The sequence below is a fragment of the Pseudomonas tremae genome (assembly GCF_023278125.1).
Taxonomy (GTDB): Bacteria; Pseudomonadota; Gammaproteobacteria; order Pseudomonadales; family Pseudomonadaceae; genus Aquipseudomonas; species Aquipseudomonas tremae.
Window position 1 is genome coordinate 3,923,857 of sequence record NZ_CP066270.1, and the last position, 24,997, is coordinate 3,948,853.

At 55.6% G+C, this 24,997-nt stretch carries 17 protein-coding genes and 3 pseudogenes; 15 read left to right on the forward strand and 5 right to left on the reverse strand.

The window, feature by feature from the left end:
• The first annotated feature begins 5 nt into the window (after nucleotides 1–5).
• From I9H09_RS17755 to I9H09_RS17780, 6 genes and pseudogenes are all read left to right on the forward strand, one after another.
• Entirely contained in the window at nucleotides 6–1,286 is a 1,281-nt protein-coding gene (locus I9H09_RS17755) for a mechanosensitive ion channel family protein (RefSeq protein ID WP_122323983.1), read from the forward strand.
• A gap of 563 nt (nucleotides 1,287–1,849) precedes the next feature.
• The gene (locus I9H09_RS17760; protein ID WP_236502557.1) at nucleotides 1,850–2,701 is read left to right on the forward strand and encodes a phosphate/phosphite/phosphonate ABC transporter substrate-binding protein; all 852 of its coding nucleotides are present in this window, start codon (nucleotides 1,850–1,852) and stop codon (nucleotides 2,699–2,701) included.
• A gap of 31 nt (nucleotides 2,702–2,732) precedes the next feature.
• Entirely contained in the window at nucleotides 2,733–5,651 is a 2,919-nt protein-coding gene (locus I9H09_RS17765; protein ID WP_122323987.1) for a putative bifunctional diguanylate cyclase/phosphodiesterase, read from the forward strand.
• 195 nt (nucleotides 5,652–5,846) lie between these two features.
• Nucleotides 5,847–5,969: pseudogene (locus I9H09_RS27335) on the forward strand (hypothetical protein); the annotation flags it as partial.
• A gap of 979 nt (nucleotides 5,970–6,948) precedes the next feature.
• Nucleotides 6,949–7,503, forward strand: a complete 555-nt coding sequence (gene xopAF / locus I9H09_RS17775; protein ID WP_283108488.1) for a XopAF/AvrXv3 family type III secretion system effector — start codon at nucleotides 6,949–6,951, stop codon at nucleotides 7,501–7,503.
• Between the two features lie 566 nt (nucleotides 7,504–8,069).
• Entirely contained in the window at nucleotides 8,070–8,696 is a 627-nt protein-coding gene (locus I9H09_RS17780) for a LysE family translocator (protein ID WP_005889492.1), read from the forward strand.
• Between the two features lie 319 nt (nucleotides 8,697–9,015).
• Here I9H09_RS17780 and I9H09_RS17785 read toward each other — a convergent pair.
• Nucleotides 9,016–9,217 (reverse strand): annotated as a pseudogene (locus I9H09_RS17785) (transposase); the annotation flags it as partial.
• A gap of 150 nt (nucleotides 9,218–9,367) precedes the next feature.
• Here I9H09_RS17785 and I9H09_RS17790 point away from each other — a divergent pair.
• From I9H09_RS17790 to I9H09_RS17800, 3 genes and pseudogenes are all read left to right on the forward strand, one after another.
• Nucleotides 9,368–11,488: an alpha/beta hydrolase domain-containing protein gene (locus I9H09_RS17790; protein WP_236502556.1), complete on the forward strand. Its 2,121-nt coding sequence runs from the start codon at nucleotides 9,368–9,370 to the stop codon at nucleotides 11,486–11,488.
• 69 nt (nucleotides 11,489–11,557) lie between these two features.
• Nucleotides 11,558–11,735, forward strand: a pseudogene (locus I9H09_RS17795) (IS3 family transposase); the annotation flags it as partial.
• Between the two features lie 375 nt (nucleotides 11,736–12,110).
• On the forward strand, nucleotides 12,111–12,557 hold the full coding sequence (locus tag I9H09_RS17800) for a DUF3757 domain-containing protein (RefSeq protein ID WP_183136744.1): 447 nt from the start codon (nucleotides 12,111–12,113) through the stop codon (nucleotides 12,555–12,557).
• 46 nt (nucleotides 12,558–12,603) lie between these two features.
• On the opposite strand, the gene I9H09_RS17805 is transcribed toward I9H09_RS17800, so the two are convergent.
• On the reverse strand, nucleotides 12,604–13,179 hold the full coding sequence (locus I9H09_RS17805; RefSeq protein ID WP_122323993.1) for a DUF1349 domain-containing protein: 576 nt from the start codon (nucleotides 13,177–13,179) through the stop codon (nucleotides 12,604–12,606).
• 159 nt (nucleotides 13,180–13,338) lie between these two features.
• Between I9H09_RS17805 and I9H09_RS17810 the strand changes: the two genes are divergently transcribed.
• Nucleotides 13,339–14,073 (forward strand): SDR family NAD(P)-dependent oxidoreductase, encoded by a 735-nt coding sequence (locus tag I9H09_RS17810; RefSeq protein WP_005889482.1) that lies wholly within the window; start codon nucleotides 13,339–13,341, stop codon nucleotides 14,071–14,073.
• 1 nt (nucleotide 14,074) lies between these two features.
• On the opposite strand, the gene I9H09_RS17815 is transcribed toward I9H09_RS17810, so the two are convergent.
• Nucleotides 14,075–14,944 (reverse strand): carboxylate/amino acid/amine transporter, encoded by an 870-nt coding sequence (locus I9H09_RS17815; RefSeq protein WP_122323995.1) that lies wholly within the window; start codon nucleotides 14,942–14,944, stop codon nucleotides 14,075–14,077.
• 41 nt (nucleotides 14,945–14,985) lie between these two features.
• Nucleotides 14,986–15,225, reverse strand: coding sequence for a hypothetical protein (locus tag I9H09_RS17820; protein WP_147468028.1), 240 nt, complete (start codon nucleotides 15,223–15,225; stop codon nucleotides 14,986–14,988).
• Between I9H09_RS17820 and I9H09_RS17825 the strand changes: the two genes are divergently transcribed.
• The gene (locus I9H09_RS17825) at nucleotides 15,212–20,044 is read left to right on the forward strand and encodes a M10 family metallopeptidase C-terminal domain-containing protein (RefSeq protein WP_122323997.1); all 4,833 of its coding nucleotides are present in this window, start codon (nucleotides 15,212–15,214) and stop codon (nucleotides 20,042–20,044) included. The genes I9H09_RS17820 and I9H09_RS17825 overlap by 14 nt on opposite strands.
• A gap of 148 nt (nucleotides 20,045–20,192) precedes the next feature.
• On the opposite strand, the gene I9H09_RS17830 is transcribed toward I9H09_RS17825, so the two are convergent.
• Nucleotides 20,193–20,513 carry a hypothetical protein gene (locus I9H09_RS17830; RefSeq protein WP_024669279.1) on the reverse strand — a complete coding sequence of 107 codons (321 nt, stop codon included), beginning with the start codon at nucleotides 20,511–20,513 and terminating at the stop codon, nucleotides 20,193–20,195.
• 67 nt (nucleotides 20,514–20,580) lie between these two features.
• Between I9H09_RS17830 and I9H09_RS17835 the strand changes: the two genes are divergently transcribed.
• From I9H09_RS17835 to I9H09_RS17850, 4 genes are all read left to right on the forward strand, one after another.
• Nucleotides 20,581–21,501, forward strand: a complete 921-nt coding sequence (locus tag I9H09_RS17835; RefSeq protein WP_005889477.1) for a LysR family transcriptional regulator — start codon at nucleotides 20,581–20,583, stop codon at nucleotides 21,499–21,501.
• Nucleotides 21,502–21,514: 13 nt separating this feature from the next.
• Nucleotides 21,515–22,303 carry an alpha/beta fold hydrolase gene (locus I9H09_RS17840; RefSeq protein WP_005889476.1) on the forward strand — a complete coding sequence of 263 codons (789 nt, stop codon included), beginning with the start codon at nucleotides 21,515–21,517 and terminating at the stop codon, nucleotides 22,301–22,303.
• Between the two features lie 138 nt (nucleotides 22,304–22,441).
• Entirely contained in the window at nucleotides 22,442–23,005 is a 564-nt protein-coding gene (locus I9H09_RS17845) for a peptidylprolyl isomerase (protein WP_122311537.1), read from the forward strand.
• 102 nt (nucleotides 23,006–23,107) lie between these two features.
• Complete coding sequence (locus tag I9H09_RS17850) at nucleotides 23,108–24,940, forward strand: ABC transporter ATP-binding protein (protein ID WP_122347024.1); 1,833 nt, start codon at nucleotides 23,108–23,110, stop codon at nucleotides 24,938–24,940.
• Nucleotides 24,941–24,997: the final 57 nt, after the last annotated feature.

Sequence of the window (24,997 nt, forward strand, 5' to 3'; positions counted from 1 at the left end):
TCTCAATGGATATTCACGCGCTTTGGCTCAAGACCCAGGAACTCTGGGACATGCTTGATCAGCATCCATGGGTGCGCACCGGGCTGGCCCTGATTCTCCTGTTGACAGCTGCACTGGTGCTTGGCCGTGTGGCGCGGTTTCTGGTGCTGTACACGGTGAGGATGCTGGGCCGTCAGCCTTCATTGCACTGGGTCAACGACTTCCGTCATAACAAGGTCTTCCACCGACTCGCGCAGATGGTGCCGTCACTGGTCATACAATTCGGCCTCACGCTGGTGCCCGGTTTGAGCACCGCAGGCAGGAACGTGATCGGCAATATCGCCATGGCCTTCACCATCCTGTTCATGACCCTGGCCATCGGAGCCTTGCTCAACGCCCTGCTGGACATCTACGCCCGCACCGAACACGCCCGCACCCGCTCCATCAAGGGCTACGTGCAACTGTCGAAGATGATCCTCTACGTCTTCGCTGCAATCATCATCGTCGCCACGCTGATCGACCGTTCGCCGCTGTTGCTGCTGTCCGGCCTTGGCGCCATGTCGGCGGTCATCCTGTTGGTCTACAAGGACACCCTGCTGTCGTTCGTTGCCAGCGTACAGTTGACCAGCAACGATATGCTGCGCGTCGGTGACTGGATCGAGATGCCGCAAGTCGGCGCGGATGGCGACGTGGTGGACATCACCCTGCATACCGTCAAAGTGCAGAACTTCGACAAAACCATCGTTTCCATCCCGACCTGGCGCCTGATGTCAGAGTCGTTCCGCAACTGGCGCGGCATGCAGCAATCAGGCGGACGTCGCATCAAACGCAGCCTGTTCATCGACGCCAGCGGCGTGCGCTTCGTGCGTGACGATGAAGAACAGCAACTCATGCAAATCCACCTGCTCACCGACTACATCGGTCGCAAACAGGCCGAACTGCTGGCCTGGAACCAGGCACAAGGCAACGTCGCACAAATGTCCGCCAACCGCAGGCGCATGACCAACATCGGCACCTTCCGCGCCTACGCCCTGGCTTATCTGAAAAGCCACGCCGAGATCAACCCCGGCATGACTTGCATGGTCCGCCAACTGGAACCCACTTCACAGGGCATCCCGCTGGAAATCTACTGCTTCACCCGCACTACCGTGTGGGTCGATTACGAGCGGATACAGGGGGATATTTTCGATTATCTGATTACGGTGATGCCGGAGTTCGGGTTGAGTTTGTATCAGCAGCCCAGTGGGGCGGATATGCGGGCGGGGTTGCGGGGAGAGTCACAGCGGGTCGTGTCTGAGCAGGGATAGCTGCCTGTTAGCGGTAGGGATCTCAAGATCAAACTCGCCAGGTGGCTTCGCACAGCGGCTTCTTGAAGTTTGAAAGTCCTTGCACAGAGTTAAGCGTTTGGACGTATCGGCCGACCTCGGCCGTATCACGACGGGTCATCCTTCGATCTCACCAAGCTACGTGTTCGTGATGAAGTGGCGCGCCTTGCTGTTTTGCGGTTTCAGCCGAATCCAAGGTCGAGGTTCGCGTTGAGGCTGTGGTTAAGCGCGATGCGGGCAATAGAGGTTCCGGGCTGTGCGCACTCTTGAATGACTTGGGCTTGAGCGACCAGGAACAGGAACATTGTTGTCACTGCATGAAAAGCCCTTGTGAAGGCCACACGTGGTGCCCACTGCAAATTTGAGGTGGACACCAACGTCGCTCTGGCGCGGGCAGGCAGGTGTGCTGGAGGGTCGATTAATATTTATTCATGCAAGCTGCACTTAAGATTCATGGGGCTCGGCCGATTATATTATATTGCTGAGATTAAGTTCACTCTAATCACCGTCGGGCAAGAAAGTTATTATACAGTCGGAGTTGACACGTGACGTTACGCCTGCGCTGCAAAGCTATACTTATTACACTGTCTTTTGCCCTGGCGAATGTGGCGGTTTCTGAAGAGCTTAAAGTCTATAATTTTTCGCCTGTCAATCAGTACAATCTTAATCTGTCAGCCAGTTTCTGGAACCCAATCATAAAGTATGTGTCCGAAAAAAGCGGGGTGAATCTCACGCTGAAATTAGGACGAACATCCTCTGACACAACAAGCTACGTGCTCGCGCAAGAAGTTGATTTCGCATTTACCAACCATCTTTTTAGCCCGGAACGCGATAAAATGGGCTGGACAGTGTTTGGTCGCCGTGACGCGCCTGCCCTCGAAGGGCAGATCGTGGTACCTGCCGACTCGCCCATTCACAGCCTTTCGGAACTAGAGGGCAAAGAAGTCGTTTACCCAGGACCCGAAGCGTTCATTGCTTATAAAGTCACAAGCTCGGAATTGGTAAAGAAAGGAATCAACACGTCTACTGTGTTTGCCGGAAACATGGATGGTGCTTTTAGCCAAATCCTTAGTTGCAAGGCTCAAGCGATGGGGGCCAACTCACAGCTTGTAAGCGGTTACACTGAGAGAGAAGGAAAGTCGTTCCGCGTACTGTGGAGTTCGGCCTCGTTCAATGATTTAGCCCTCATGGCATCCCCTCGGGTGTCTAAAAAAGAACGTGATGCGGTAGCCAACGCTTTTTTTAATATGCAACATGATGCTGACGGCAGCAGAATCCTTCGTGAGGCGACCGAGTTGGTTCATGCCCCGGTACCGATTACTTTCATTCCTGCGACAGAAGCGGATTATGCTTCCTATCGGGACTTTTATAATAGCTTGCCAGCAAGCCGTAAGTAACCAATCCCACCTTTAGCTGGAGAGGCTGTTAATGAGTTTCCTTAAAAGCCTGCTGCCCAAATCACTGACATCGCGAATACTGGCGATGCTGTCTATTCTGATACTGACTTTTCTGACGACAGGTCTGGTTCTGTTTTATAAAAACCAGTTGCTTCAGCACATTGAAGAGATACAAGACACCGCTAACATGCTGATAGAGGTTGCCGCGCAAGCGGTAGAGGAAAGTGTCGTCATCGGCGATTACGACACCATCAAAAGAACCCTCGAAAAAACCCTGGCTCGCTCGCCGTTCAAATCGGCCATGTTTATTGACCTGTCGGGGGGCGTCATTCGCCTTGAGGCAGCCAGCGCGCCCGTTGGGAGAGTCCCTGCGTGGATAGAGTCCGAGGTCGCTGCAAGATTATTCGATGTCAATCGCCCCATCACTATTGGCGGGAAAGATTATGGCGTTATGCGCTTGTCTTTTAACGCCGAAAAAATTGCTGCAGAACTTTATAGCCTGGTGATCCAGGCCACACTATTTGCGGTATTTTTTTTACTGATAAGTTTGATTCTGATGGGGTTCATGATCAAGCGTTCGCTTGCCCACTTGGGCAAGCTTCACTCTTATGAGGCAGAAATCGCTTCAGGCGCAGTGGCAGCAGAAGCCATGTTGGTCGCTGATGCTCCCATGGAAATACAGGAGGCTATAAAAGCAGTAAACCGTACTGCCGCGAGCATGCGCAATCACTTTGGCCTGCGTATCGAATCGTTGATGAATACGCTGGTGCAGCATAAAAATGCCCTGGATGAGGTTTCAATCGTTTGCGAAGTTTCGGCCTCCGGACGTATCACCTACGTTAACGAACGATTCGTAACAAGCTCACAGCATTCGCGAGCCGAGCTTTTAGAGTTGACGATCGATGAAGTCTGGACCGGTATGTCTTCAGCCACTGAGCCGTGGCGATGGGCACCGGAAAATGAGGTGTGGAACGGCGAGGTCAGGCTTTCAGGTCGTACCGGTAAGGATGCATGGCATCGACGCACTATCATCCCTATTCTCGATGACATGGGTGGCGTTGAAAAATATATTTGCATCGACATCGATATTACAGACCGAAAAGAGTTTGAGGTCGCAATTCTGGATAACGCCAGAAGGCAAAACCTTATCGCCTTGTTTGGCCAGCAGGCATTGACAGAAGAAAACGTCAGTACGCTAGGAGAACGGGCAGCACTGACGGCGGCGCAAGGATTAACATTGAGCAAGGCCGCTTTATTAGTTGTTGATCGAGTGAGCCACGCGGTTATCCTCAAAGCGGAGGTCGGCTTTACCCACGTTGAAACCCGCGGCAGTTATCACGATGATTTCTTGAACGGCACTGCTTCTTTTGCCGGGTTCGTCATTCACTCTGATGCGCCTGATAACAGCTACGCACTGCTTCCTGATAGCACAGTGGAAATGTACAATATTAGAAGTAGCCTGGAGGTTGATATCTCTTGCCGGGAAGTATTCAAGGGCGTGCTCGGCGTGTATGCCAGCGCTGACTACTCATTCACACGTGAAGACGTTAGCTACATTCAAACACTGGCCAACCTATTGGCTGCCGCGCTTGAAAGGTATGACGCAAAGAAAAAGCTAACCTACCTGGCCGAAAATGATTCGCTCACCCATCTGCCTAATCGCTGGTTCCTCAACAATTATCTGCGCGAGTTAATTAGTCGAAAAACGTCAGCGCCAGATGCAGTAAGCGTCATATTTATAGATTTGGACAGGTTCAAAGCCGTGAATGACACCATGGGGCATTCAGTAGGCGATCAATTGCTTATCCAGGCGGGCCGTCGCTTGAAAGACTGCATTGATGAGAACAGTGTGGTTGCACGGCTGGGAGGCGACGAATTTTCGATCGTCGTCACACACCGTGCCTATTCCGAGAGCCTCATAAAATTGCTTGCGACCCACGTTATTGATGCGTTAGCAAAACCGTTTGATCTTGGCGGCCAGGATATATTTGTTTCCGCGAGTGTCGGTATCGCTAATTATCCGTTCGATGGGCGGGATACGGGTGTCATCTTAAAGAATGCAGACACCGCCATGTACCATGCAAAAAAAAGCGGCCGTAACAATTTCAAGTTTTACAACGCCAGAATGAACGAAAGTTTAATCAAGCGCTTGCAGACTGAAACGCTACTGCGGGGCGCACTTGATCGCGACGAATTTATTTTACATTTTCAGCCGAAGGTCAGCCTCACCGATGGCAGGATAAGTGGTTTGGAGGCTTTATTGCGGTGGAATCACCCGGAGCAAGGCATGGTTTCTCCGGCTGACTTTATCCCAATTCTTGAGGACACTGGGCTGATAATTCCTGTCGGCCTGTGGGTTATCCGCAAAGTCTGTGAAACTATAAAAAGCTGGGAAGAGAACACTATCAGGCTGGTCCCGATCGCCATCAATCTTTCAGTCAGGCAGCTTCAGGTGAAAGGCCTGGCAGAGACGGTCAAGCACATTGTTGAAGAATACGGCGTCAACCCCGCTCTTTTAGAGTTCGAACTTACCGAATCGATGCTCATGATCGACCCCGAGTCGGCGGTTGAAATACTTAAAGATATAAAGTCGTATGGTATAAGCCTGTCGGTCGATGATTTTGGAACGGGCTATTCCAGTCTGGCCTACTTGAGGCGCTTCCCTCTTGACGCCCTCAAAATCGACAGGGTGTTCATAAAGGATATAACAAGCAATCATGAGGACGCCGCCATCACCAGGGCGGTAATAGTACTGGCGCACGAATTGGGCCTTAAGGTCATTGCAGAAGGCGTCGAAACAGTCGACCAGTTAGAGCTGCTTGTGACGTATGGCTGCGATCAAATGCAGGGGTATTTCTTTAGTAGACCCGTCATCAGTGACGAGTGTGCTGCCATGATTAAATCGTCACGAAGTCTGGATATAAGATTTCCTGAAAGTGGTGTGGCATAAAGTAGCATTGATAGTGTCTGCAAGAGCCGTCATGGCAGGCGCTATATTAAGCCGCCGCTTTTGGCCGATTTTGTTGAAAAAGTAAATTTCCTGCCTGGCCTGCGGCAAAATCAGGTCCTCGGCCAGCGGAAGATTTGCAGCATGATGTCGAGCGGACAAAAGCGACTGCTTTGCTCGTTTGACATTGAAGGCCATATCCCAGCCAATCGCCTCCTGCGCAGCATTGATAAATGCCTCGATCCAAGAGATATACGCCATTATATTGCCGATTTTTATAGCCCAACCAGGCGTCCATCAATTGATCCTGACCTGATGATTGCCTGTTGGTCGTGGGCTCATGATTGCTGCCTCCCGTTCTCCTCTAGATAGCGAACCTGCGAAGAGTCAGTTCTGTAAGCGCCTGCTAATCGCACACTGTGATTTTCGAGCTTTTAGCTGGTGCTATTCATTGGGTAAAAGTTGTTCGGTGATCATCGCCACCGCCTGAGCTGGAGATGTCAGGGCAGTGTCTATAGTCAACAATGGCCGCAAAGGTCAGGATCAAAACTCGAAGAGCCAAGCCCGACTTCAACTGGGCTTGCTCAACACAACTTGGCCGCTTTCAACAGCGAAATTGCGTCCCCCTGCAACGGCTGCCGCTTCGCTAGAGCAACCCAGCCACACGAGGCCCCGTTGTTCCCCGCCTCGAGTTATCGTGATTTGGGATATGGAACCGCTGGAGAGTTTTAGCCACTCAGTGGTTTTCTTTTTTGAGGCCACATGCAAACGAGTGTCAAATTGTTCAACACCTGTGATCGAACATAACACTCAACATGTGCTGCTCGCTTGCCCTGAGCATTGTCGTAATCGAAATCCAGGCATCACATCACAAAAAGAAAATAAACCAGCGCACCCTATGTATCAGCCACATAAGGCGTGGCAACGACCACACTACCTTTTCGGCTATGTCGCTGTGACCTTGGATAACCCTCCATTAAAGAGAGAACCGTTATGGGGCTATGTGTTTCAAAACATTCTGGTAGCAGCTACAGCTACAGCTACAATGACAGTGACCACTGGGAAATGGCTGCAAGCTCTCCAAACGCCAGGCCTGTATCCAGCCATCAAACAGAATCTGCGAGCTACAACACATCAGGCGAGGTTGACGAACGTCCGGCCACATTTTCTCATTTTCAACTCGCACGGTGCGGTGGAGATTATACGCTTAGCATGGTTTCTTTAGCGGCGTATCAAGCAGAAAGACGGCATCGCGGTAACTTAATAAAGGACCGTAGTCAATCTATACTCCCATGGGTCCATGGTGTATCACTCTAGAGCAGGTTTGGATTACAGTTTCCAGATCGACAGGACCACGACTGTCAAAGTGGCTGGATTCAACTGCTCTGTGCCCAATGATGAAGGGACTCGGCATTTATACAGTGCTGGCACGAGCCAGGTAAATATGCCTGTTATCGCAGACAACATGAGTGCGTGTATTGCTGTCGCGTGTGCGGCGAAAAACGTGGATGCTGGTACGGGTGAACGTATGCCGGGCGCGAAAGTCCGCGTATTCCATCTGCTCCCTTTTCGTCGCAAAGACCTTGTGCCAGAAGAAGTTTTAGCCTCTGTGCGCGATTATCTGCGAACGACTAAAGAGCAGGGGCTGACACTGCGCGTAGCCATGCACGGGGGGAATACAGAGGGTGATTTCTCAGTCAGCACTGCGGATGCATTGAAAGACCTGTTCGCCAATGAAGGGATCCCGCTTGAGTTCGACGAGACTTGTGCGAACCGAACTTCTGAAACACTGCTTGGCGCCGTGATCTTGTATGACAACTCGACTCACTTCATAAAACATCTGGTCGCTTCATGATTGAATAATCGCCACCTGTAACACTCTCAGATAAAACGTACCCTCCTGCAATCGACATGTTTCATGTGCAGGCGTTTCAGATGAAACTACTGGCCCGCGCTGTGCGAGCCAAGCCAATAACGGAGGCGTGATTCTCGCGTCTTATAAGACTTGAGGATAACCGATGCTCTGGTAGAAAGCAGGTGATCGATGATCCCAACATTCCAAGCACGCATTTGATCCCCGATGCTGCGCTCCGGACCTCTTTCTTGAGTCAGCATGCCTTGGCTTGGGAACCATTCTGCGATTCCTGCCACTCAGATCCGATTCTTCGTTCAGGGTCGTGTCATCCAAACAGTCCTTTCCAGTCGTTTGAGCGTTTGATCTGTTGACTCTCCCACTGGATCGACTCAGTTACTGACGAAAAATTGCCTGTCTCCAAACCTTAAAATCCAGCACAGACGATGATTCAGGGACAGTCAGACCGGGTCATTGAAATCTCGGCAACTCGATCATGTGGAGACCTGGGCGGGCACGACTCTACCCTCCGATAAAAGACCTGATCACGAGAAAAGGTACATATTGATATGCCAGTAGAGAATCTGATTGGTGTGGCGATCATCGCGCTGGGCATGGTCATGACGCCGGGGCCGATCATGGTCTACCTGACGTCCAGAGCGATTTCACAAGGACGTCTGGCAGGCATGATCTCGCTGGCAGGGGTCGCATTGGGATTCGGCTGTTACCTGGTTGCTTCAGGACTGGGTCTGGCAGCATTGTTCAAGGCCTTCCCGATGGCCTATTACGTGGTCCGAATCGGGGGGGCATTCTACCTCGGATATTTAGCCTGGAATATGTTCAGGGGCGCGTCACCCTTCCAGCCGCGCGAACTTCCCCCGCACTCACCTCGAAAGCTTTTCACCATGGGGCTGGTAACTAACTTGCTCAACCCGAAGATAGCGCTGATGTATTCCGCGCTGATCCCCCAGTTCATTGATCCCTCGAAAGGTTCGACCCTGCAACAGTACATACAGTTGGGGCTGGTACAGATATCCATCGCACTTACATTGAACGGCCTGATCGTCCTGGCTGCCGCGCGAGTCAGTCGCTTCCTTACCGCCCGCCCGAATGCCATGCGCGCGCACCGCTGGGCGTCCGGTGCGCTACTGGGAGTGTTCGCGATCGATATACTTGTGCGCAATCCGCTGGCTTAAGTCCGCATTGCTGACGTTGTGACTACAAGATGCGCGCTGAGCTGTCTCTATCTCCACGTCAGAAGCTTAACCTTGGACGTCGGAATATCTGGTCGCTTCAGCGTCGCTTTTTATAAGCGTGCTAGCCCGGTTGCTTGCTGATCAATCCCGGTTCCTTCATCAGGCAACGTCACGTGAACCGCCAATCTGCTCATACTCTTCCTGCATCATCGACACGCTACTGCAGTTGCCAGCGGCGCTTCAAATTTGCGTAGACAGCTCCTAGCGACACCCAACCAAAGTCGCATGCAATGGTCTAAGTGGCATGTTCGAGATACATCAGGGCTTTGTTCTGCGGGGTTATTGTACCGTTACGCTCCTGTTGAAGCCGGTTAGCCCAGCGACGTAGCGCAGACTCGCAAACTACCAGGAGGCGAGAGGCCTCAATGTGGCTATAGCCTTGGATCAAGCACGAGGTCTGCAGCCTCGCGTTTGCATTCAGCGGAAAAGATACGGCGTCGCCCCCTACAAACCGCCTGAATGCTGAAATTGAAGGTCGGCTCTCGGAACGCTTAAAAATTCATGAGAACTGAACAAGCTGCGGGCTATGCTTGAAGCCTTTTGGTCTGTACAAGTCACTGCTATAAGAGAATCAAAAGCCATCTATAAAAAAAGACAAATTGGGGGTAAAGATGAATCGCCTATTTCAGGCTGCAGCGTTTACAAGCTTCATGATGATCGCTGCAGCACCCGCCCAAGCCCGTATTACACAAGTGGAGATCCTGCGGACCGAGCCCGCATTCGGAGGCGAAAGTTTCGGGCATACAGGAGCTTACGTACGCATCTTTGCGCGTGCTCATGGTGAATTAGACCCAGGAGCTTCTGGTAATAAGATTATTCAAGACATCGAACTTGCACCCCGTAACGGTCGTGGAATGGTTGAATATACTAGTGATATTGCAATCCTGCGTCCCGCCGACTTGGCTAAATCGAATAACATCCTTCTATTTGATGTGCCCAATCGAGGCTCTAAGCGAGCGATGTTATTGTTCAATGCTGATATGCGGGGCGATCCAGCAACGTTCAACAACTTCGAAGTCTCCGGGGACGGTTTTCTACAACGGCTAGGGACGACGCTGATCGCGTTTGCCTGGCAAGGGGACGTTGCCCCAGGCGACAACCGCATGATGGTGCAATTGCCGACAGCTATAAATAATGATGGGTCGCCGGTAACAGGTGTGGTGCGCAGTGAGTTGACTACGCTCTCACCGACCGTCAGCCTCAACATATCCGCAGGTTGGTTCACCTCCACGCCCCCTCATACGAGCTATAAATCGGTTGAAACCGACAATACTAAAGTGCTTGCGAATGGCTTTCGTCCGACGTTGACGGTGCGTTCGCGGGCGAATGCGCCTAGACAGGAAATTCCAGTAACTGAATGGAGTTTTGGCGATTGCGATACGCCGAACGAAACCCAAATTTGCCTATCCGCTGGTTTTCAACCCGGTAAGCTTTACGAGCTGATTTACCGGGCCAAGGAGCCAACGGTAATGGGTATTGGTTTTGCTATTGCCCGGGATGTGGGTGCGTTTTTTCAGCAGGCTGAGCATGACGATACAGGTGTGCCCAACCCTGTAGTGCATGGGCATAAGGTCAAGTTGATTATCACTGGCTCATCACAAGCAGGGCGATTCATCCGCAGCATGATCGCACTGGGTTTCAACCGCAACGAGGAAGGTCATCGGGTCTACGATGGTGCAATGCCGCATATCGGTGGCGGCCTGATGCCGCTCAACATACGATTTGCTCAACCTGGTCGGGCGTGGGGTCAGCAGGTCGATCATGACTACCCTGCTTACGATTTTCCGTTTACCTATGGCCGGGAAACCGATCCTGTTACCGGACGCTCGCAGGGTTTGCTGGATCGCTGCAGCGATAACAATACTTGCCCTTTAATATTCCACATGGCAACAGCCCTCGAGCTTTGGGAAGGACGCCAGTCGCTTGGCCTTACCGACCCACTCGGCTTGCGCGATGCAGATGAACCGGAAAACGTCCGCACTTTTATTATGGCAAGTACGCAGCACGCCCCGCCATCTTTGCCGCTCCCGGTTAACCCACCCTTTGGGCTTTGCCAAGTGCAATCAAATCCAAATCCACACACCTGGACAATGCGCGCAGCGTTCATCAATCTCGTTGGCTGGGTTCGTGATGAGACAACACCGCCAGCTTCGATAAAGCCTTCTGTGGCGAACGGCACCCTTGTGCCCGCGGACAGGGTCATTTTCCCGCTCATCCCCGCGACCAATTATGGTGGCGTTTCACGCCCCGCGCTCCGCTACACCGGTGTCGTCAATAGCCTTCAAGTGCTTGATTTTGGGCCTGGTTTTCGTCCCGAAGACAGCTCTGGCATTCTCACAAGCGAGCCGCCGAAATCGGGTGTCGGTAGTTACGGCCTCTTGGTACCTCAAGTGGATGCAGACGGAATTGATGTTGGTGGCGTTCGGGATGTGTATTTAGGTGCTCCCATCGGGACTTACACAGGTTGGAACACCTTCCGGCCAGAGTTTTTTGATGGCGGCTTTTGTAACTTCCAAGGCAGCTTCCTCCCGTTTGCCGCGACGAAGAAAGAGCGAATCATGGCCGGAGATCCTCGCCTTTCCCTGGAGGAACGCTACCCCACGAAGGAGGCTTATGTGTCTGCAGTGAGTAAAGCCGCAGACTCGCTGGTTGAAGCGCGAATGCTGCTTCCTGAAGACCGTGAGCGGCTTGTAAAGGAAGCACAGGAGAAAGGTGTGCGTGCCGGGCCTTGAGCAGAGGTGATCTGCGCTGCGTCGCTGGGTAAGCCAGCTCCAGCAGGAGCGCAGTGGCGTAACGCCTCAGAGCAAATCGGTCGGCTCAAAGTGCGTGGTCTGATGCGAGGAACTGGGATTAATCAGCAAGCAATCGGGTTCGCATGCTTATATAAAAACAACAGTGAAGCGACCTGATATTCCGAATATTTTGAATCGGGAGTTCGATGTAGCCGCGCCCAATCAGATCTGGTGTGGCAACATCACCTAGATCTGGGCGCAAGGAATAACGCTGCCGTTAGCCCTGCTATAGGGACAGCGTTTCAGGGATAGTAAACCAGCCCATTATCCCCACAAAAACCAGCGTCATTTCCTACAAACAATTAAGGTTTGGAGGCGCAGACAACAAATAGACTAGCGCCTAAGATAGCCGCATCCACATTGCATATGATCAAGTTATTCCTGAAACACAAGCATATTTAAGAACGAGACAATACGCAACATACTTGCTGTTAAGCATCCGATAAAAATATGTAACCAAACGGCAAACCTGAAAAAATTTCGCGTCGTCTAACTGCACCCAAAAACCCGCATGCAAGCCTATCCACACTTCAAGAATCAACTATTCAACCAAAGGAATATCATGAAAAAAATATTACTCATCACTACAATTACGACTTCCCTACTGGGAATATCCATGACCTCTCAAGCGGCGGAAAACTGCCCTGCCGTCTCGAAGATCGAGCAGGTCTCACCCGGCGTGTACCGCGCGAGCGGCAATGACGGCGAGTGGACAGGTGTATTGCAAGGCGTGGTGACAAAAAAAATGCCTGTGCAGTCCTTTGGCCTGGCCATCGCTATTCAAGAGGGCGCAGGCGCACCTGAGATGTTCCAACACTGTACCTACAACATCGGTGGGCGCGAGGCGCTGGACATGCGTTTCATCGCTAAAAACAATAAGGACTTCACTGTAAAAACTTCAGGCAGCACCTGGAAAAAAGAAGATGGGCCTTTTGGCCTCACCTATAACGTATGTGAAAAGACCTCCCCCGAAAACTGCACATTCACTACCGAGAATAAATCGATGTAATCATGTCGCTCTTCAACTGGCCTGTACGTACCGGTTGAAGAGCAATTCATGTCAGATCATGCAAATCCTTGCCCAGTGCAGGCATCACTTCAAAATGAGAGAACACCACTTCCAGCCCTCCCCGCTCCGGGCTGCAGCACATTGGCCCTACGGCATAAGACTCGCTGACGGGAAATGGCGCCAGGCGCAGCAATGGCCAGCGCAGCCCGTCGCTGGAGTGCTGAATACGCATCACACCCTTGGCGACAGTGACTCGCAGCCAGAGGCTGGATGATGACTCATCAAACGCACCCGTTGCCCAATCCGACTGCCCGCAGGTCAAAACGCTACCCAGCATCAGGGCTCCGTCGCTGACTTCAACGCCGGTTTTGACCCAGTTGTGCTCGTCAATGCGGACCATCAAGCCCGCCTGATCGTAAAGCGTCTTGAAGTCACCCTGTACATGCACTTGAGCGGTGAAATCACCCGACACCGAAACGCCCAGAAAATGACCCGTGTCGCGGCAGAAGCCGTAGTGCGTGTGCTGCCAGAAATCGGTTTGCGGATCTGTGGTGACTGTCAAACACTCGTCTGCCACGCTCCAGTGTCGGGGTTCATTCAGCCAGATGCTTTTCTCAAACATGCTGCCTCCTGTGCAAGTTAATGCTGACGTTGGTGATTGGCTGACAAACACGATATCCCTGCCAGCCGCCTCATGCCAGTGAGCAATCACTGCGCTGTCATTGACACTCCACCCACCAAAAAACATGATGCATCCATCCAATAAAACCGGAACGCACTCATGGGCGACAAGAAAAAGCTTTTGCTGACTGGCGCAAGCCGGGGTATCGGTCATGCCACGGTCAAGCATTTCAATGCCGCAGGCTGGGAAGTGTTCACGGCTTCAAGGCAAAACTGGGTCGCTGACTGCCCGTGGGCCGAGGGTCTGCTCAACCATATCCATCTGGACCTGGAAGACATCGACAGCGTCAGCGAGAGCATGGCGGCGATCAAGGACAAGCTCGGTGGACGTCTCGATGCGCTGGTGAACAATGCGGGCGTTTCGCCGAAGACCGAAGAAGGCGGTCGCATGGGTGTGCTTGAGTCGGATTACAGCACCTGGATCAAGGTGTTCAACGTCAATCTGTTCTCCACCGCGCTGCTGGCGCGCGGGTTGTTTGACGAGTTGAAGGCGGCCAAGGGCAGCATCATCAATGTCACCTCGATCGCCGGCTCGAAGGTCCACCCGTTTGCAGGCGTCGCCTATGCCACGTCCAAGGCGGCACTGTCTGCGTTGACGCGGGAGATGGCTTTTGATTTCGGTCCGCACGGGATAAGGGTCAATGCCATCGCACCGGGCGAGATCGATACGTCGATTCTGTCACCCGGCACCGCAGAGATTGTCGAGCGACTGGTGCCGATGCATCGTCTGGGCAAGCCCGAGGAAGTCGCTTCGCTGATCTACTTTTTGTGTACGGCTGGCGCGTCGTATGTGAATGGTGCAGAAATTCACGTCAACGGAGGCCAGCACGTCTGACTCAACGTGTGCCGGAAACACCCTCCGGCACACCCAGGCGACTGATCCATACCGACGCCACGATCACCCCGCCGCCAATCAGCAGGCGGGTGAAGTCCTCATACTGGTTCCAGATCAGCAGATTGATCAACAGCCCCAGCGGCACATGCAGGTTATTCATCACCGCCAGTGTGCCGCCGTTGACCATGCACGCCCCTTTGTTCCACCAGTACATGCCCAGCGCCGTCGAGCACAGGCCGAGAAACAGCAGCACGACCCATTGGGTAGGTGCTTCGGGCAGGTGTTGCGGGTTGCCGAACATCAGGAACGCAGGCAGCACCACCGCCAGTGCGCCGAGATAGAAGTAGCCGAAGCGTCGGTAATGCGGCAGGTCGCTCGGGTGGCGCGCCACCAGATGCTTGTACAGCACCTGCCCGGCGGCGTAGGTGAAGTTGGCCAGTTGCAGGAGCAGGAAGCCGCCGAGGAAGTCGCCGCTCAGGCCGTCATAGCGAATCACTCCCGCACCCAGCACAGCAACCATTGCCGCCAATAACGCCCAAGGGTTGAAGCGCCGGTTCAGCGCATCTTCTATCAACGTTACGTGGAGTGGCGTGAGGATGGTAAACAGCAGCACTTCGGGCACTGTCAGCACGCGAAAACTCAGGTACAGGCAGACATAAGTGACACCGAATTGCAGCGCGCCGATCAGCAGCATGCCGCGCATGAATTGGGGCTCGACCTGACGCCAGCGGGTCAGAGGAATGAATACCAGACCGGCCAGCACCACGCGGACAAGCACCGCGAAATAGCTGTCGACGTGCCCGGCCAGATAGACACCGATCAGGCTGAAAGAAAACGCCTGGATCAGCGTAACGAAAAGTAAATAACCCATGCCCGCCCCCATTTTTGAAGGGCGCGACCATAGCGGTTGCGTCACTTACTGTCCACTCGAAGGCCGCCGCTTTTTGACGCCAACCTGTCGCCGCGCCCCGCGTTACCCGTCACAAATATGACAGCTGCATTATTGACGCACATGTCGTCGGTTTCGCCGAAAATATAGCCTATATCAAGCAACTTTCCTTGAATAAAAGGTCTTATCATCCCGACGCTGCAATATTGACTCAATTCTTCAAAATTCGTCGTCGCCTGGAGTAACACCATGATATTCAACACAAAAGACTTCGGAGCACTGGGCGACGGCGTCACTGACGATACAGCAGCCATTCAGGACGCGATCGACGCAGCCGCTGCGGCAGGTGGCGGGGAAGTGGTCATGGGGGCGGGGACATACGTCGTTTCCGGCGGCGAGGAACCTTCCGACGGCTGCCTGATGCTCAAGAGCAACGTGACCCTGTCCGGTGCCGGCATGGGCGAGACGGTCATCAAGCTCGCGGACGGTTCGGACACCAAGGTCACCGGCATCGTGCGCTCGGCGTACGGCGAGGAAACGCATGACTTCGGCATGAAGAACCTGACGCTGGACGGAAACCGTGACGCAACCACCGGCAAGGTGGACGGCTGGTTCAACGGCTACATTCCAGGCTCTGAGGGCAAGGACTCGAACGTCACCCTCGACAGCGTCGAGATCAAGGATTGCTCGGGCTACGGGTTCGACCCGCACGAGCAGACTGTCAACATGGTGATCAGGAACAGCGTCTCGCATGGTAATGGTCTGGACGGTTTCGTCGCCGACTACCTGAGCGACAGCGTGTTCGAAAACAACGTGGCGTATGACAACGATCGTCACGGCTTCAACGTGGTCACCAGCACCCACGACTTCACCCTGAGCAACAACGTGGCATACGGCAACGGCAGCACCGGCATCGTGGTGCAGCGCGGCAGCGAAAACATTCTCTCGCCGGCCAACATCACCATCACCGGCGGCGCGGTGTACGGCAACGGTGCAGAAGGCGTGCTGATCAAGCTGTCCACCCAGGTGTCGGTCAGCGGTGTGGACATTCACCACAACGGCAGCGCTGGCGTGCGCATTTACGGCAGTTCCGGCGTGGATGTTTTCGATAATACGCTGAGCAACAACTCCCTCGGCGCGCCGGTGCCGGAAGTCATCATTCAGTCCTACGATGACACTTCGGGCGTCTCCGGCAAGTACTTCAATGGCAGCGACAATCTGATTCGCGGCAACGTGATCACCGGCAGCGACCACTCCACCTACGGCGTGGCCGAGCGTGACGAAAACGGCACCGACCGCAACAGCATCGTCGGCAACACCATCAGCCATACGAGCAAGGGCCTGACCCTGGTCTACGGCGAGGGCAGCTTTGCGGGCGATGCGTTTCCATTGGTCACCGTGCAGGGCACCGATGCCAACGACACAATTACCGGCGGCGCAGCCAACGAACTGATCCTCGGCCTGGCGGGCAAAGACACTCTGAATGGCGGCGCGGGGGACGATATTCTGGTCGGAGGGGCCGGAGCCGACAAACTTACTGGCGGTGCAGGTGCCGATACCTTTCGCTTTGATCAATTGACCGACAGCTATCGCACGGCCACTAGCAGCGCTACGGACCTGGTGTCTGACTTCGATATCAGCCAGGACCGCATCGACCTGTCGAACCTGAGCTTCACCGGATTGGGCAGCGGCAAGGCCGGCACGCTGAACATCAGCTATAACGCCACCCTAGACCGCACCTACATCAAGTCGCTCGATGCCGACGCCAGCGGCAACCGGTTTGAGCTGGGGCTGAACGGCAACCTGAAGGACACGCTGAATGCCAGTCACTTCATCTTTCAGCGTGTTGCCGAGGGCACCGCTGGTGGCGATACCCTGACCGGTACGGAAGGTAATGACATCATCAACGGTAACGCCGGCGCAGACCGCATAAATGGCGGAGCGGGTGCGGACACCCTCACTGGCGGGGCCGATGCCGACATCCTGACGGGTGGCGCTGGCGCGGATGTTTTCATCTACACCTCGCGACTGGACAGCTATCGCAATTACAACGCCAGCGGCACCAAGCAAAGTGACACCATCACAGACTTCAATACCGCCGAGGACCGCATCGACCTGTCCAACATCGGTTTGCGCGGGCTGGGCGATGGCAGCGCCAATACCATTTACCTGTCGCTCAATGCCGACGGCAGCAAGACCTACGTCAAGACCAACGCAGTCGACACCACCGGCAATCGTTTCGAGATCGCACTGGAAGGCAACCTGCTCGACAAGCTGAGCGACTCCAACTTCGTCTTCTCCAGCGCTTCAGCCACCAATCAGCCGCCTGTGCTCAATACGCCGCTGATGGATCAGAACGTCACCGAACTCAATGCATTCTCCTACGCGGTGCAGCCCGGCAGTTTCAGCGACCCGGACAGCTCGGCGCTGACCTACAGCGCGACCCTCGCCGACAACAGTGCCCTGCCTGACTGGCTGAAATTCGACAGCAAGACCCTGACTTTCAGCGGCACGCCAGGTGGCACGGCCTCCGGGCTCTACTCGGTGCTGCTGACGGCCAGCGACGCGACAGGCGCGTCTGTGGCTGACAGCTTCGCCATCATTGTGGGCAACGTCGCGCCAGGCATCCTTACCGGCACCGAAAATGCCGAAGCGCTGTATGGCACTGAGGGTAACGACACGCTGCTGGGCCTGGGCGGCGACGACACCTTGCGCGGCGATACCGGCGACGATGTGATCAACGGCGGTGCGGGCCGCGATGCCCTTTACGGAGGAGCCGATGCCGACACGTTCGTGTACAGCGCCCTCACCGACAGCTACCGCGATTACGACGCTGGCGGGCTGACCGCCACCGACACGATCTATGACTTCACCCCCGGTCAGGACAAGATAGACGTCTCCGCACTGGGCTTTCTGGGGCTGGGCAACGGCGAGAATCACACCCTGTACATGACGCTAAACGAGGCTGGGGACAAGACCTACGTCAAGTCCGCCGACTCGGATGCGGATGGCAATCGCTTTGAAATCGCTCTGAGCGGCAATCTGATCGATACCCTGACCAACGCCGACTTCGTATTCGGTCAGCGTGAGTCTCAGGAGATCCTCTATCTGCCAACACTGGGCCAGTCCAATGCGCGCCTGCTGCGCATGACTGAAGACGACAACCAGTCCGGCACCTCGGAAATGGTCAAGGACCTGGCCCGCTACACCGATTACGACGTGCGCAGCCAGTTCAATGATGCCAACGGTGATGGCATCGACCTCGCCGTGGGCGGCAGCACGGTGGTGGGCTACTCGACCGCAGGCCCGGAAGAGCAGCGTGTTTCGTGGTGGCTGACCGACACCGACCAGCCTGGCCCGGCACTGCTGCGCGCCACCGAGCTGCTGAAGTCGCAACTGGCAACCCTGACGGCTGTCGACAAGGTCACTACAGGCATTATCTGGGGCCAGGGCGAGGAAGCAGCTCAGGAAATAGCCCGCGCCACCGACAAACAGGCTGCGGCAGACCTTTACAAGGCGTCGACCCTCAAGGTGTTCGATTACCTGCACGCGCAAATCGGTGACTTCACGGTGTACATGGCCGAGACCGGTCACTATCAGACCGAGGCCGCCAAGGCGCGGGGTTACACCGGAGAAAAGATCAGTGCCATCGTTGAAGGCGCCGGTTATGTCCGCGCCGTACAGGAGGCAATCGCCAACGAGCGCAACGACGTCAAGCTGGCAGTCGACTACACCGACCTGCCCTTGCGTTACGAGGTCAACCCGCTTGTTTATCCGGACGACGTCTGGCACCTGCACGAGGAGTCAGCAGAAATAGTCGGCCAGCGACTGGCCGACTTCATCGCCAATGACCTGGGTTACTGTGGCGATTCCAGCGACAACAACGACCCGGCAAGAATCTTCGATGCCGGGCAGAACGAAGGCGGTCATATCTTCGGCACCAGTGACGACGACACCCTGGTCGGCAGTGCCGGCAACGACATACTGGACGGCGACCAAGGCGCCGACGACATGACGGGTGGCGACGGCAACGACATCTACGTGGTCGATAACGCGCTTGATACTGTCACCGAGAGCAATGACTCGCCATCGCAGGTCGATACCGTGGTGTCTTCAGTCAGCTGGACACTCGGCGCCAACGTGGAGAATCTGCTGCTTACCGGTGTGTCCGCCATCAACGGCACCGGCAATGCGTTGAGAAACGTCATGACAGGTAATGCGAACAACAACGTTCTGGACGGCGGAGCGGGCGCTGACCTGTTGACCGGCGGCGACGGATCAGACAGCTACTACGTTGACGATGCAGCCGACCGCGTGGTCGAGACCAATGCAGATAAGCAGATCGGCGGCACCGACACTGTGTACAGCGCGCTGAGCAGCTACACGCTGGGTGCGAACCTGGAAAACATCGTGATCACCGCTTCGGGCGCTGCCAATGCAACCGGCAATACGCTGGACAACGTGCTGTATGCAGGCACTGGCGACAATGTCCTCGACGGTCGCGACGGCAATGACACGGTGTCTTATCTGTTCGCCACCGCAGGTGTCACAGTGGCGCTGAATACCAGCGCCGTGCAGACGACCGGCGGCTCCGGACTGGACACGATAAAGGGCACGGAAAACCTGTCGGGCAGCCAGTTTGCCGACTCGCTGACCGGCAACAAGAACGCCAACGTTCTGAACGGCGGCAATGGCAACGACACATTGTCCGGTGGTGCGGGTGACGACGTCCTGATCGGCGGTTCGGGGGCGGACACCCTGATCGGAGGCACCGGCGCTGACCGCTATGTGTTCAACAGCCTCGACGAGGTGGGCCGTGACGACTTGCGTGACATCATCAATGGTTTCAAGGCGGGCGAAGGTGACAAGCTGGATTTCACAGGCTTCGATGCACAAACGCTTACCGATACCCGCGATGCGTTCACGTTCATCGGCAACGCGGCGTTCAGCACCAGCAACACCGGCGAGCTTCGCTTTGCCGATGGCGTGCTGTACGGCAACGTGGATGACAACATCGAGGCAGACTTTGAAATCCAGCTGACTGGCGTACAGAGCCTGCAAGCAGCCGACATCCTCGTCTGATTGAGATGATTATCGTGCCGACGCTCAGCGTCCGATCCTGGGCGTGCGGCGCGGCGCAGATCTTGTGACGCAGAGCGTCACCCAAGGCATTCCCACGCTGGAGCGTGAGGAACGATAGCTATGGAGCTATGACAACCGGGCCGACGCTCTACTCTCCGGCTGGCTGACAGGCGAGTCTGATGCGCAACTTGATAATGCTGCGATTGAATCTGGACGACACGTCAACACTCTTGCCTGCACCGATCTGCACATGTCGGGTGCGCGGTGCTTCCGGCCCATTGGTGAACATCACTGAACATTTGGCGTCTACGTCACCGTAGTTAGTGACGGTGATCGACCCTGTGTCGTGATAAACATCGTGGGTCACGTAGTCGACCCTCACACCCTGATACTGTTTCTCCACGTCGATGGGGTATGCATAGGCCGTTACAGGCAGTATGGCCAGCAGTAAACAGCACAGTCGATTCATTCGGTGTTCTCCGGGACGGGATTGTCAGAGTAGAACAATAGTCAGCAGATCAAAGAGGAAATACAGCATGAAAGCGCCCCGCGTGACGCTCGACCAGTGGCGCACGTTGCAAGCCGTAGTCGATCACGGTGGTTTTGCTCAGGCCGCCGAGGCATTGCACCGCTCGCAATCATCGGTGAGTTACACCGTGGCGCGCATGCAGGAACAACTCGGCGTGCCGTTGTTGCGCATCGACGGTCGCAAGGCTGTACTGACCGAAGCCGGGGGCGTCCTGCTCAGACGCTCGCGACAGCTGGTCAAACAGGCGAGCCAGCTGGAAGACCTCGCTCACCATATGGAACAGGGCTGGGAGGCAGAGGTACGTTTGGTCATCGATGCCGCCTATCCTTCGGCGCGCCTGGTCAGGGCGTTGACTGCATTCATGCCGCAGAGCCGCGGCTGCCGCGTGCGCCTGCGCGAAGAGGTGCTGTCGGGTGTCGAGGAAGTGCTGCTTGAAGGCGTGGCAGACCTGGCCATCAGCGGCTACAGCATCGCAGGCCATCTGGGCACGGAAATGAGTTCCGTCGAATTCGTCGCCGTCGCGCACCCGGGGCACGCCTTGCACCTGGCCAATCGCGAGCTGACCTTTCAGGATCTCGAAAGTCAGTTGCAGGTTGTCATTCGCGATTCCGGTCGGCAGCAACCCCGGGATTTCGGCTGGCTGGGAGCGGAGCAACGCTGGACGGTCGGCAGCCTCGGCACTGCGGCGACCTTTGTCAGCAATGGCCTGGGCTTCGCCTGGCTGCCGCGCCACATGATCGAACGCGAACTTCGCGAAGGACTGCTCAAGCCCCTGCCACTGGACAAGGGCGGTAACCGCAACCCGACGTTCTATCTGTACTCCAGCAAAGACAAGCCGCTTGGCCCGGCCACGCAGATATTGATCGACCTGATTCGTACCTTCGACACCGCCCCCCTGACGGCGCCTGGCGCGCCGCAACAAGCCTGACAGGAGTCGGCACATGGCGTTTTTCGAGCATGACGATTGTTCGCTGCACTATGAAGAGTATGGTCAGGGCGAACCTGTTCTGCTCCTGCACGGGCTGGGGTCCAGTGGCGAGGACTGGGAATTCCAGGTTCCGGCGCTGGCCAGGCACTACCGCGTCATCGTCATGGACATGCGCGGTCACGGGCGCTCGGACAAACCGCACGGGCGCTACAGCATCCAGGCCATGAGCAACGATGTCGAGGCGCTAATCGAGCATCTGCGTCTGCAGCCTGTGCACCTGGTCGGCCTGTCGATGGGCGGGATGATCGGGTTTCAACTGGCGGTAGATAAGCCGCACCTGCTCAAGAGTCTGAGCATCGTCAACAGTGCTCCGCAGGTGAAGATACGCAGCCTTGCCGACCTGTGCCAATGGGCCAGACGCTGGACGCTGTCTCGTCTGGTCAGCATGAAAACGCTCGGCAAGGCGCTGGGCAAGCTGCTGTTCCCCAGGCCCGAGCAGGCTGAACTGCGGCACAAGATGGCCGAGCGCTGGAGCAGAAATGACAAACGCGCCTACCTGGCCAGCTTCGATGCCATCGTCGGCTGGGGTGTGGAGGACCGGCTGCAACGCATTACCTGCCCGACGCTGATCGTCGCTGCCGGCCATGACTACACTCCGGTAGCGCTGAAGGAGGCCTACGCCAAACGGATCGCCTCTGCACGGCTGGTGGTCATCAACGACTCCCGACATGCCACGCCACTGGACCAGCCGGAACAGTTCAATAGCACGCTATTGGAATTCATCGGAAGCACCGGGGTCTGAAAATCGTGCGCAGTTTGTTGCGCAGGCTGCTCGCGTGAAGCATTGCAGACCGTCAAACGCCGCACTGGGCAAAAAAACCCAAACGTGGTTACCTTGCCGGCCACAGTCGATATCTCTTACTGAAGGACTCGTTGCCACATGCTGAAAAAAATCGCCCTCACCGCCTGCTCCGTACTGTTTGCTGCCAACCTGATGGCTGCTCAAGACAAAGCCACGCATGTGTTACTCGACACCAGCTTCGGCCAGATCGAAATCGAGCTTGCAGACACCAAGGCTCCCATCAGCACCAAGAACTTCCTGGGTTATGTGGACAGCGGCTTCTACAGCAACACCATTTTTCACCGTGTGATTCCGGGATTCATGGTTCAGGGCGGCGGGTTCACTCAGCAGCTGGTTCAGAAGCCAACCAAGGATCCGATCAAGAACGAAGCCCAGAACGGTCTGCATAACGTACGTGGCACTATCGCCATGGCCCGCACATCTGATGTGAACTCGGCCACCAGTCAATTCTTCATCAACACCAACGACAATGCGATGCTCGACAACGGCACCCGTGACTTCGGTTATGCGGTGTTCGGCAAGGTCGTCAAAGGTATGGACGTGGTCGACAACATCGTCAACGCCCGGACCGGCAACAAGAAAGGCATGCAAAACGTGCCTTTAGACCCGATCCTGATCAAGTCCGCCAAACGCGTCGACTGAGCAGGAAACCTGCACCGCATGGGGCCTTCGGGTTTCATGCGGTCCGGACGGGAGAGCCTCCACTTATCAAGGAGAGCCCACGTCGCGTGGGTCTGATAGCCAATGCTTTATCGTCGTTTCGAACAACTGATCGATATCTTCAAAGACGCGCCTACCCCTGCTCCGCCCAACACTGTCTTCGCGTTCTACCTCTACTATCTTCGTCAGGTCTGGCCGACGTTCACCGCGCTTCTGGTGGTAGGCCTCATCGGCGCGTTGATCGAGGTGTCGCTGTTCAGCTACCTGAGCCGCATCATCGATCTGGCACAAAACACGCCGCCCAAGGATTTTTTCAGTATTCACGGCTCCGAGCTGATCTGGATGATGGTCGTGGCCCTGCTGCTGCGCCCGATCTTCGTTGGCCTGCACGACCTGCTCGTTCACCAGACCATCAGCCCCGGCATGACCAACCTGATTCGCTGGCAGAACCACAGCTACGTGCTCAAACAGAGCGTCAACTTCTTCCAGAACGATTTCGCCGGACGTATCGCACAGCGCATCATGCAGACCGGCAACTCGCTGCGTGACTCAGCCGTGCAGTCGGTGGACGCGCTCTGGCACGTGCTGATCTACGCCATCAGCGCGATGGTGCTGTTCGCCGAGGCGGACTGGCGCCTGATGATCCCGCTGGGCACCTGGATTGTCGCGTTCATACTCGCACTGATGTATTTCGTGCCGAGGGTCAAGCAACGCTCGGTGGACTCGTCCGATGCGCGCTCCAGGCTCATGGGCCGGATCGTCGACGGCTATACCAACATCACCACCCTGAAACTGTTCGCCCATACCAACCACGAGCAGCAGTACGCCCGCGAAGCGATGCGCGATCACACCGAGAAAAGTCAACTGGCCGGCCGTGTCGTAACTTCGATGGACACGACCATAACCACGATGAACGGTATATTGATTGTCACCACCACCGGCCTGGCGCTGTGGCTGTGGACCCAGTCGCTGATCTCGGTGGGCGCAATTGCGCTGGCCACCGGGCTGGTGATCCGCATCGTCAACATGTCCGGATGGATCATGTGGGTGGTGAACGGCATCTTCGAAAACATCGGCACCGTGCAGGACGGGCTGCAGAGTATTTCGCAGCCAGTCACGGTCAACGATAAGCCTGGCGCCCTGCCGCTGAAGATAGACAAAGGCGGTGTCAGATTCGATGGCGTCGATTTTCATTACGGCAATGGCAACGGGATCATCCACAACCTCAACCTGGACATAAAACCGGGCGAGAAGATCGGCCTGATCGGGCCGTCAGGCGCAGGCAAATCGACGCTGGTGAACCTGCTGTTACGCATGTATGACGTGCAAGGCGGCAGGATTCTGATCGATGGCCAGGACATTGCCGGGATTACTCAGGAAAGCCTGCGTGCGCAGATCGGCATGATCACTCAGGACACCTCGCTGCTGCACCGTTCGATTCGCGAAAACCTGTTGTACGGTAATCCTGATGCGACCGACGAACAGCTCTGGGAAGCAATTCACAAGGCTCGCGCCGATGAGTTCATCCCCCTGCTGTCGGACTCGGAAGGCCGCACCGGCTTCGATGCCCATGTCGGTGAGCGCGGCGTGAAATTGTCCGGTGGTCAGCGCCAGCGCATAGCGATCACCCGCGTGCTGCTCAAGGACGCGCCAATCCTGATCATGGACGAAGCCACCTCGGCGCTCGACTCCGAGGTCGAAGCGGCTATTCAGGAAAGCCTGGAAACGTTGATGCAGGGCAAGACCGTTATCGCCATCGCCCACCGCCTGTCGACCATCGCGCGCATGGATCGTCTGGTGGTTCTGGAAAAAGGCCAGATCGCCGAGACCGGCACCCACGCCGAATTGCTGGCACGTGGCGGGCTGTATGCACGACTGTGGCAGCACCAGACCGGCGGGTTTGTGGGGATGGATTGAGCGGACTGCAACTGATTATCGTGCCAATGCGCGTTGGCATGCAGTTCGTGACGCTCT